The sequence below is a fragment of the Pseudomonas sp. XP1 genome (genome assembly GCF_053557675.1).
On sequence record NZ_JBNRIJ010000005.1, the window covers coordinates 74,020 to 82,264 of the forward strand.

Annotated in this window: 12 protein-coding genes; 6 read left to right on the forward strand and 6 right to left on the reverse strand. The window is 63.2% G+C overall.

Going from position 1 to position 8,245, the window contains the following annotated elements; genetic code table 11:
• Positions 1–38: 38 nt before the first annotated feature.
• Complete coding sequence (locus tag ACK1U9_RS06620; protein WP_153671657.1) at positions 39–1,112, reverse strand: aminopeptidase; 1,074 nt, start codon at positions 1,110–1,112, stop codon at positions 39–41.
• 85 nt (positions 1,113–1,197) lie between these two features.
• Between ACK1U9_RS06620 and ACK1U9_RS06625 the strand changes: the two genes are divergently transcribed.
• On the forward strand, positions 1,198–1,611 hold the full coding sequence (locus tag ACK1U9_RS06625; RefSeq protein ID WP_015268455.1) for a PA0061/PA0062 family lipoprotein: 414 nt from the start codon (positions 1,198–1,200) through the stop codon (positions 1,609–1,611).
• A 55-nt stretch (positions 1,612–1,666) separates the two neighbouring features.
• Complete coding sequence (locus ACK1U9_RS06630) at positions 1,667–2,080, forward strand: PA0061/PA0062 family lipoprotein (RefSeq protein WP_046615291.1); 414 nt, start codon at positions 1,667–1,669, stop codon at positions 2,078–2,080.
• A gap of 44 nt (positions 2,081–2,124) precedes the next feature.
• On the opposite strand, the gene ACK1U9_RS06635 is transcribed toward ACK1U9_RS06630, so the two are convergent.
• Positions 2,125–2,358, reverse strand: coding sequence for a DUF1161 domain-containing protein (locus ACK1U9_RS06635; protein WP_046615292.1), 234 nt, complete (start codon positions 2,356–2,358; stop codon positions 2,125–2,127).
• A gap of 73 nt (positions 2,359–2,431) precedes the next feature.
• Positions 2,432–2,857 (reverse strand): OsmC family protein, encoded by a 426-nt coding sequence (locus ACK1U9_RS06640; RefSeq protein WP_153671656.1) that lies wholly within the window; start codon positions 2,855–2,857, stop codon positions 2,432–2,434.
• Positions 2,858–3,009: 152 nt separating this feature from the next.
• Here ACK1U9_RS06640 and ACK1U9_RS06645 point away from each other — a divergent pair, with 152 nt between their 5' ends.
• Positions 3,010–4,014, forward strand: a complete 1,005-nt coding sequence (locus ACK1U9_RS06645) for an LLM class flavin-dependent oxidoreductase (protein WP_153671655.1) — start codon at positions 3,010–3,012, stop codon at positions 4,012–4,014.
• 98 nt (positions 4,015–4,112) lie between these two features.
• Here ACK1U9_RS06645 and ACK1U9_RS06650 read toward each other — a convergent pair whose 3' ends face one another.
• Both ACK1U9_RS06650 and ACK1U9_RS06655 read right to left on the reverse strand, forming a co-directional pair.
• The gene (locus ACK1U9_RS06650) at positions 4,113–4,334 is read right to left on the reverse strand and encodes a DUF1161 domain-containing protein (protein WP_003261041.1); all 222 of its coding nucleotides are present in this window, start codon (positions 4,332–4,334) and stop codon (positions 4,113–4,115) included.
• Between the two features lie 101 nt (positions 4,335–4,435).
• On the reverse strand, positions 4,436–4,651 hold the full coding sequence (locus ACK1U9_RS06655; protein WP_013970282.1) for a dodecin: 216 nt from the start codon (positions 4,649–4,651) through the stop codon (positions 4,436–4,438).
• A gap of 150 nt (positions 4,652–4,801) precedes the next feature.
• On the opposite strand from ACK1U9_RS06655, the gene ACK1U9_RS06660 reads away from it, so the two are divergent.
• Complete coding sequence (locus ACK1U9_RS06660; protein ID WP_003261039.1) at positions 4,802–5,125, forward strand: DUF883 family protein; 324 nt, start codon at positions 4,802–4,804, stop codon at positions 5,123–5,125.
• Here the strand turns inward: ACK1U9_RS06660 and ACK1U9_RS06665 are convergent.
• Positions 5,122–6,018, reverse strand: a complete 897-nt coding sequence (locus ACK1U9_RS06665) for a LysR family transcriptional regulator (RefSeq protein WP_046615295.1) — start codon at positions 6,016–6,018, stop codon at positions 5,122–5,124. The genes ACK1U9_RS06660 and ACK1U9_RS06665 overlap by 4 nt on opposite strands.
• Before the next feature lie 110 nt (positions 6,019–6,128).
• Here ACK1U9_RS06665 and trpB point away from each other — a divergent pair, with 110 nt between their 5' ends.
• Both trpB and trpA read left to right on the forward strand, forming a co-directional pair.
• Positions 6,129–7,346: a tryptophan synthase subunit beta gene (gene trpB, locus ACK1U9_RS06670; RefSeq protein WP_015268451.1), complete on the forward strand. Its 1,218-nt coding sequence runs from the start codon at positions 6,129–6,131 to the stop codon at positions 7,344–7,346.
• Positions 7,343–8,152, forward strand: a complete 810-nt coding sequence (gene trpA / locus ACK1U9_RS06675; protein WP_046615296.1) for a tryptophan synthase subunit alpha — start codon at positions 7,343–7,345, stop codon at positions 8,150–8,152. Before trpB ends, trpA begins: the two co-directional genes overlap by 4 nt.
• The last annotated feature ends 93 nt before the right edge of the window (positions 8,153–8,245 follow it).

Here is an 8,245-nt window from a genome sequence, read left to right on the forward strand (position 1 = left end):
CCTTGCGTCGCGATGGGCCGCAAAGCGGCCCCAAAATCTCACCGGCTAACCATCAACCGCCGCAACGCCGCCTTCCGCTCTTCAATCGGCAACTGCCCCAACTGCTCGACCCGCTGATAAAACCGTGCCCAGTCCCCACCCACCTCACCGAACACCGCCGCAAACGCCGGTACCCACTGGTCATACAGCCCGAACGGCAGCAACTTGGCATTGCTCATCGGCCCATACATCCAGGCGTCATAGCGCTTGTCACCACCCCACTGGGCATCACGCACTTGCCGGTATTCCCGCCTAAGCCGCTCGAACTCCGCCTGCTTGGCCGTCCGCTTCTGCGCATCATCCAGAGGCCCGGCATAAATCGCCTGCAACCGCTCGCGGCTGGCCAGCACCAACCGGATGAACTGCTCACGCTGCTGCCCCTGCTCCCCACCAGAGGCAGCCAGGCCCCGCGCCACGCGCCATTGCCGGGTGCCTTCCTGCTCGACGAAGGAGGCAAACGACTCGTTGAACTCGGTGTCGTCCTGCACATAGAAGCGCTGGTGGGCCAGCTCATGGAAGATCAACGTGGCCAGGCGCTCGTCGCTCCAGCCCACCATCGACGACAGGATCGGGTCGTCGAACCAGCCCAGGGTCGAATAGGCCTCCACGCCGCCCACATACACATCCATGCCGTCCTGGCGCATCAACGCCGCCGCCCCACGCGCCGCGCCTTGCTGGTAATAGCCGCGATAGGCCACACATCCCGCGATCGGGAAGCAGTGCGTCACTGGCTGCAAAGACAGCTCGGGGGTGGCGAACACATTCCATACCACGTAGGACCTGCCAAGGTCGGCATACACCCGATAGCTGCGGTTATCCGGCAGTTTCAGTTGCTGGCTGGCAAATGCTCGCGCCTGCTTGGCATGCTCCAGGCGCGCGCGCAATTGCGGTGAAGTGGCCGGGTTGGCCACTACCTGCTCCAGCGGCTGACGTGCGCGTAGCAGCTGCCACTGGCCCTCGGCCAACTGCCCATAGTAGGCCGCGCTGCTGCAACCGTTCAGCAGGAGCACCGCTAGCAGGGGAACCAAACGGGTGAAAACAAGGTCGAGTGGCCCAGGGCCTGAGCGCTGCATAAGAATAAGTCGAAGCATCCGGGACTGTCTGACTCGCTCAAGGCCGATTCACTCCAAGACTATCTCGCCAAGGGGGCGTTTCGCCATGCGTGCACTGTTGGTCACCGGCTCACTGTTGCTGATATCCGCCTGTTCGACCTTGCCAGACCCCGACCCGAACCAGGCCTGGATCGACCTCACGCCCTACGACAACACCTCGCTGCACGCCGTGCAGGTAGATGAACGCGACTGGGCCGACAGCCGTTACTTCGAAGTACAGCCCGGCAGCCACGAGCTGACCGTGCGCTACCAGTTTCCGGTTACCCCCAGCAATATCGGCCCGGTCGAGGAGCCGTTGTGGCGGGATTGCCAGGTCAAGCTGACCTTCAAGGATTTCAGTGCCGGCCAGCGCTACCAGCTGCAGGCTGGCAGCATCGGTTTCCGCCCCTGGATCAAACTCTATGACCACCAGCAGAAACTGGTTGGGCAGGGTTTGCCTGCAGGCTGCCAGCGCACCTGAAACGCACAAACGGCGCTATGCTTGTAGCTTATAAGTCGCAAGTGGGAGTCTTGCCATGCGCCAGCCCATGATGCTGATCGCCCTCAGTGCATTGGGGGCTTGCGCCAGCCCCTTGCCGCCCGTCGACCCCAAGCAGGCCTGGGTCGACCTGTACACCATGACTCCCGGCAGGGTGATCATGGCCGACCGCCTCGACGGCAAGCGCCTGGAGGATGGCCGTTACTTCCAGGTGACGCCGGGCAAGCACGAACTGGTAGTGCGCTTCGATTACGAGATATATGGGGGCGGCCTCATGACCCAGCCCAGGGACCGTACCTGCTACCTGACCGTGCGCTTTGACAACTTCAAGGCCGGCGAACGCTATCGGCTGGAGGCACGGGCGCCGGTGATGGAGCCGCAGGTGCTGCTCTATGACGGCAACCGCAAGGTGGTGGTGAACGAGCCTAGCGAGGTGTTCTGCATTCCGTGATCGGGGCTGCGAATGGGCCGCAAAGCGGCCCCGCAATCCTGAACCTACCGATCATTCTTCTGATAAATGATCTTCTTGGTCCCACCATCGCAGGTCCCGACGACCATGTTCTGGTCCTTGACCTCGCTGTTGGGCACGATCTCCAGGGTGTAGGACGGAACACCCTGGGCCTGGATCTTGGCCTCGATCTCGGCTTTGAGCTCCTCGCACGGCTTGACCGCCGCCAGCGCAGATGTGGCGACCAAGGAAGCCAACACGGCGATTGCTACGCGAATCATGAAACGGCTCCTGAAAGGGCAGCGTGCTGCCGACGCTGTTTAGACTACAACAAACCGCCCTTATTGCACTGCTTCACCCCACCAGCGCCGCATCCAGGCTGATCTTCGCGTTCAGCACCTTGGACACCGGGCACCCAGCCTTGGCCTTGTCGGCAATCTCTAGGAACTGCGCTTCACTCGCCCCAGGCACCTTGGCCCTGAGCACCAGATGCACTGCGGTAATGGCAAAGCCATCAGCTTGCTTGTCGAGTGTCACTTCGGCAGCGGTGTCGATCCTGTCCGGGGTGAACCCCGCGTCGCCCAGCATCATCGACAGTGCCATCGAGAAGCAGCCAGCGTGCGCCGCGCCGATCAGCTCCTCCGGGTTGGTCCCGGGTGAGCCTTCGAAACGGGTATTGAAACCGTAGGGGTTCTGCTTGAGCGCGCCACTTTCAGTAGAAAGCAGGCCTTTGCCGTCCTTCAGGCCACCTTGCCAGATCGCCGATGCTGTCTTTTTCATGATGCCTCCTGGTCTCGGGTTACATGCTCATGGCTTCAGAGGTCAGCCGCCTACAGCAAGTTCAGAGCAATCGCACGGCAAGCATTGAATCCGTCGAATGTGCCCATACAGAGTTGTAAAGGCCTGTGGCCAAAAACCTTTGCGGAGGCTCCATGACGCAGCTGCGTGAACTGAAAATTTCCACCCTCGACCTGGTGCCGGTGCGCGCCGACGCCGGCCCGGCGCAGTCGCTGCGCAACTCGCTGGACCTGGCGCAGCACGTCGAACGCTTTGGTTACAACCGCTTCTGGGTTGCCGAGCACCACAACATGGACGGCATCGCCAGTTCGGCGACTTCGGTGCTGATCGGCTACCTGGCCGGGGGCACCTCGAGCATTCGCGTGGGCTCTGGCGGGGTCATGCTGCCCAACCACGCACCGCTGGTGATCGCCGAGCAGTTCGGCACCCTGGCCAGCCTGTACCCAGGGCGCATCGACCTGGGCCTGGGTCGCGCGCCGGGTTCCGATCAGATGACCGCCTACGCTCTGCGCCGCGACCGCGCCGGCGGCCCGGATGATTTCCCGGACGATGTCGAGGAACTGTCACGCTACCTCGGCCCGCGTACCGATGATCAAAAAGTGATCGCCGTGCCAGGGCACGACACCGACGTACCGATGTGGCTGCTCGGCTCCAGCCTGTTCAGCGCTCAATTGGCCGGCATGCGCGGCATGCCCTACGCTTTCGCCTCGCACTTTGCGCCGCGCTACATGCACGAGGCGATCCGCGTGTACCGCAACCACTTCAAGCCCTCGACAACGCTGGACAAGCCATACGTGATGCTGGGCATCCCCATGGTGGTGGCGGAAACCGACGAAAAGGCCGAATACCTGGCCACGTCCGTGTACCAGCGCATCCTCGCGCTGATTCGCGGGCAGAGCCTGATGCAGAAGCCGCCGGTGGAAAGCATGGATGGGCTGTGGCTGCCCCATGAGCGGGACGCGGTGGGCAGCTTCCTCGGCTTGGCGATGATTGGCAGCCCGCAGAAGGTGCGGGCCAAGGTGGAAGTGCTGCTGGAGCAGACCGGAGCAGATGAGCTGATCTTCACCTGTGATTTGTATGAGCATGCGGACCGGATTCGGTCCTATGAACTGTTGGCGCAGGCTCTCAAGAACGCGTGATCTTCTTCGCGGGTAAACCAGCTCCCACAGGTACGGCGTCGCTCTCAGGCCTGTGATATCCCTGTGGTAGCGGGGTTACCCGCGAAGAACCCAACCCGTTAACCGCGCCGGTACACAATCTCCTTGGTACCAGCCTCGCAGCTACCAATCACCTTGCCGGCCGGGTCGCCCTTGTCGACGATCTCCAACTTGTAGCCGGTAACCCCCTTGGCATCCAGCTTGGCCGCAATCTCTGCCTTGAGTTCCTCGCACGGCTTGCCCGCCGCCAGCGCACCACCGGCCAGGGTCATCAGGCCCAGCGCCAGAATCAGTTTGTTCATCACTCGCTTTCCTTGTGCAGATGACATCAGAAAGGGCGCCCGCCAAGGCGCCCTCTTCCTAAATACCCCATCATGTCGGGCTCATCCAGCCCGGCAATATGTCAGCTATTGGCGATACGGAAGCCGACCTTCAGCGTGACCTGGAAGTGCGCCGCCTTGTTGTCACGGATATGGCCACGGGTATCTATCACTTCGAACCACTCCAGGTGCTTGATGCTCTTGCCGGCTTCGGCCAGAGCATTGTTGATCGCCTCTTCGATGCTGGTGGTCGAAGACCCCACCAGTTCGATCTTCTTGTAGGTGTGATGATCGGTCATGAGCGCTCTCCTCGGATGATGGTGAGATTGAGCCTAGCAGTGCAGGCCTGGTTTACCTGCGAGCGGTCACTATTGGCGAAAGTTCGATCGCACTTTCCCGCGGGCCCAAGGTCGCAATCCTTACAGTCCATACTGCAAAGGAGAGTCAACATGCACCGCAATTCGCTGCGTAGAACGTCCCTGGAAAGCATGGAAGCGGAGATCGAGAGCCTTCTGAAAAGCCTGGAAAACCTCAAGCATGATGCGTCGGAGGAGTCCCAGAAATCGGTGAAGGCAATCCGCAGCAACGCCGAGAGCGCCCTTCGTCATTCGCGCCATCTGCTGAGCGATGCCTACGAGGAAGTGAAGCACCGCACCCGCCAGACCGGCATCGCCACCCGCGACTATGCCCAGGAACACCCGTACACCACCGCCGGCGTCGCCATTGGCGCGCTAGGCCTGCTGGCGGCGTACCTGATGTGCAAACGCAACTAAGCGCCCTGTCGCGCCAGTTCTGCCCTTAGCCACTGCGCCAACTGCTCGGCGCGCCCGTCCGCGGCGCGCCTGGGCACCCACAGCGCCAATGCCGCAGGGGTAGGTGAAAAGCCCCACGGCGCATTCAAACGGCCCGCCCGCAGGTCATCAGCGACCAGCGGCTGCGGCGCAATCGCCACACCCAACCCGGCCACCGCAGCTTCCAGCAGGTAATACAGGTGCTCGAAAGCCTGGCCATAGTGGAGGGTCGCCGGCTCCAACCCCTGTTCCAGTGCCCAGGTCGGCCAAGCCTGCGGACGCGAGGTGGTGTGCAGCAAGGCTTCGCCCAGCAAGGCCTTGGCCGGCGCGCCCCGCAAGCGCTCGAAACCGGCGAAATGCGGGCTGAGCACCGGCCCGATGCGCTCCTCGGCCAGTACATGCACCTGCATGTCCGACGGCCATGGCGGCTCGGCATACACCAGCAGCGCATCCAGCCCAGGCCGTCGCGGGTCCAGGTCACCTTCACCGGCCGACAGGTGCAAGCGTAGCTCTGGCAAATCTGCCTGCAACCGCCCCAACCGTGGGATGAACCAGCGCGCCAGCAGGCTGCCCGAGCAGCCCAGCACGAACGGCGCCTCGCTGACATCGTGGCTGAGCTCGGCGCACACGCTGCGCAGGCGATCGAAGGCTTCGCTACTGACATCGCGCAGGCGTACGCCGGCATCTGTGAGTTTGATGCCACGCCCGTCCTTCACGAACAGCGCGACACCGAGGTGCTCTTCAAGTACCTTGATCTGCCGGCTGACGGCGCCATGGGTGACGTGCAGCGCTTCGGCAGCCTGGCTGACGCTGTTTAGCCTTGCGGTCGCTTCGAAGGCCCGCAGGGCATTGAGGGGAGGGAGGTCGTGGGCCATTTTATCTGTGAGTTTTTCTGACAAGTTTGCGCAATCTTATCGGTTTTCAGCCGGGCTTGCCGTGGTTACAGTAAAGCCCATCACTCATTCATAACGCCCTGGAGCGCCCCATGACCCAGTCCCAATACCGCCCCGGCCCCGACGCCAACGGCCTGTTCGGCTCGTTCGGCGGCCGCTACGTGGCCGAGACCCTGATGCCACTGGTGCTGGACCTGGCCCGCGAATACGAAGCGGCCAAGGCAGACCCCAAGTTCCTCGAAGAGCTGGCCTACTTCCAGCGCGACTACATCGGCCGCCCCAACCCACTGTACTTCGCCGAGCGCCTGACCGAGCACTGCGGCGGCGCGAAGATCTTCTTCAAGCGTGAAGAACTCAACCACACCGGCGCGCACAAGGTGAACAACTGCATCGGCCAGGTGCTGCTGGCCAAGCGCATGGGCAAGAAGCGCCTGATCGCCGAAACCGGCGCCGGCATGCATGGCGTGGCCACCGCCACCGTCGCTGCCCGCTTCGGCCTGCCTTGTGTGATCTACATGGGCGCCACCGACATCGAGCGCCAGCAGGCCAACGTGTTCCGCATGAAGCTGCTGGGCGCCGAGATCGTCCCGGTCACCGCCGGCACTGGCACCCTCAAGGATGCCATGAACGAGGCCCTGCGCGACTGGGTCACCAATGTCGAAGACACCTTCTACCTGATCGGCACCGTGGCCGGCCCGCACCCGTACCCGGCCATGGTCCGCGACTTCCAGTCGATCATCGGCAAGGAAACCCGCGCCCAGTTGCAAGAGAAGGAAGGCCGCCTGCCAGACAGCCTGGTTGCGTGCGTCGGTGGCGGCTCCAACGCCATGGGCCTGTTCCATGAGTTCCTCGAAGAGCCAAGCGTGCAGATCATCGGCGTCGAAGCCGGTGGCCATGGCGTGCACACCGACAAGCACGCTGCCAGCCTGAACGGCGGTGTACCGGGCGTGCTGCACGGCAACCGCACCTACCTGCTGCAGGACGAAGACGGCCAGATCACCGACGCCCACTCGATTTCCGCCGGCCTGGACTACCCGGGCATCGGCCCGGAGCACGCCTACCTGCACGAAGTGAAGCGTGTCGAGTACGTCAGCATCACCGACGACGAAGCGCTGGATGCGTTCCACGCCACCTGCCGCCTGGAAGGCATCATCCCGGCCCTGGAAAGCTCCCACGCCCTGGCCGAGGCGATCAAGCGCGCACCGAAGCTGCCCAAGGACCACTTGATGGTCGTGTGCCTGTCGGGCCGCGGCGACAAAGACATGCAAACCGTCATGAACCACATGGCCGCCCAGGAGAAACAGGCATGAGCCGTCTTGAACAACGCTTCGCCGAGCTGAAGGCCGAAGGCCGCTCGGCACTGGTCACCTTCGTCACCGCGGGCGACCCGGGCTATGACGCCTCGCTGCAGATCCTCAAGGGCCTGCCGGCAGCCGGTGCCGACGTGATCGAGCTGGGCATGCCGTTCACCGACCCGATGGCCGACGGCGTGGCCATCCAGCTGGCCACCCTGCGTGCCCTGGAAGCTGGCCAGACCTTGGCCAAGACCCTGCAGATGGTTCGCGAATTCCGTGTGGATAACCAGGCCACACCGATCGTACTGATGGGTTACTACAACCCGATCCACCGCTTTGGCGTGGAAAAGTTCGTGGCCGAAGCCAAGCAAGCGGGTGTCGATGGCCTGATCATCGTCGACCTGCCACCCGAGCACGACGCCGAACTGGCGACCCCGGCCCAGGCTGCGGGTATCGACTTCATCCGCCTGACTACCCCTACCACCGACGACGTGCGCCTTCCGCGCGTGCTGGAGCGCAGCTCCGGGTTCGTCTACTACGTGTCGGTGGCCGGCGTGACCGGCGCCGGCTCGGCGACCACCGAGCACGTGACCCAAGCCATTGCCCGCCTGCGTCGGCATACCGATCTGCCGATCAGCGTTGGTTTTGGCATTCGTACACCGGAGCAGGCTGCGGCCATTGCCCGACTATCGGACGGCGTGGTGGTGGGCTCGGCGCTGGTCGACAAGATTGCCCAGGCCAATAGTGCCGAGCAGGCAGTCAAAGATGTATTGAGCCTGTGCTCGGCACTGGCTGAAGGAGTGCGCAGCGCCCGCCGTTGAACCGCGTCGCCTTCATCGCCGGCAAGCCAGCTCCCACAGGTACAGCGCTGCCCTCAGGCCCAGTGATATCCCTGTGGGAGCTGGCTTGCCGGC

What these genes read in the sequence shown, in the direction of transcription:
- ACK1U9_RS06620 (WP_153671657.1), bottom strand. Translation starts at nt 1,112, where the DNA reads ATGCAGCGCTCAGGCCCTGGGCCACTCGACCTTGTTTTCACCCGTTTG.
- trpA (WP_046615296.1), top strand. Translation starts at nt 7,343, where the DNA reads ATGAGCCGTCTTGAACAACGCTTCGCCGAGCTGAAGGCCGAAGGCCGC.
- ACK1U9_RS06640 (WP_153671656.1), bottom strand. Translation starts at nt 2,857, where the DNA reads ATGAAAAAGACAGCATCGGCGATCTGGCAAGGTGGCCTGAAGGACGGC.
- ACK1U9_RS06635 (WP_046615292.1), bottom strand. Translation starts at nt 2,358, where the DNA reads ATGATTCGCGTAGCAATCGCCGTGTTGGCTTCCTTGGTCGCCACATCT.
- ACK1U9_RS06630 (WP_046615291.1), top strand. Translation starts at nt 1,667, where the DNA reads ATGCGCCAGCCCATGATGCTGATCGCCCTCAGTGCATTGGGGGCTTGC.
- trpB (WP_015268451.1), top strand. Translation starts at nt 6,129, where the DNA reads ATGACCCAGTCCCAATACCGCCCCGGCCCCGACGCCAACGGCCTGTTC.
- ACK1U9_RS06655 (WP_013970282.1), bottom strand. Translation starts at nt 4,651, where the DNA reads ATGACCGATCATCACACCTACAAGAAGATCGAACTGGTGGGGTCTTCG.
- ACK1U9_RS06665 (WP_046615295.1), bottom strand. Translation starts at nt 6,018, where the DNA reads ATGGCCCACGACCTCCCTCCCCTCAATGCCCTGCGGGCCTTCGAAGCG.
- ACK1U9_RS06625 (WP_015268455.1), top strand. Translation starts at nt 1,198, where the DNA reads ATGCGTGCACTGTTGGTCACCGGCTCACTGTTGCTGATATCCGCCTGT.
- ACK1U9_RS06645 (WP_153671655.1), top strand. Translation starts at nt 3,010, where the DNA reads ATGACGCAGCTGCGTGAACTGAAAATTTCCACCCTCGACCTGGTGCCG.
- ACK1U9_RS06650 (WP_003261041.1), bottom strand. Translation starts at nt 4,334, where the DNA reads ATGAACAAACTGATTCTGGCGCTGGGCCTGATGACCCTGGCCGGTGGT.
- ACK1U9_RS06660 (WP_003261039.1), top strand. Translation starts at nt 4,802, where the DNA reads ATGCACCGCAATTCGCTGCGTAGAACGTCCCTGGAAAGCATGGAAGCG.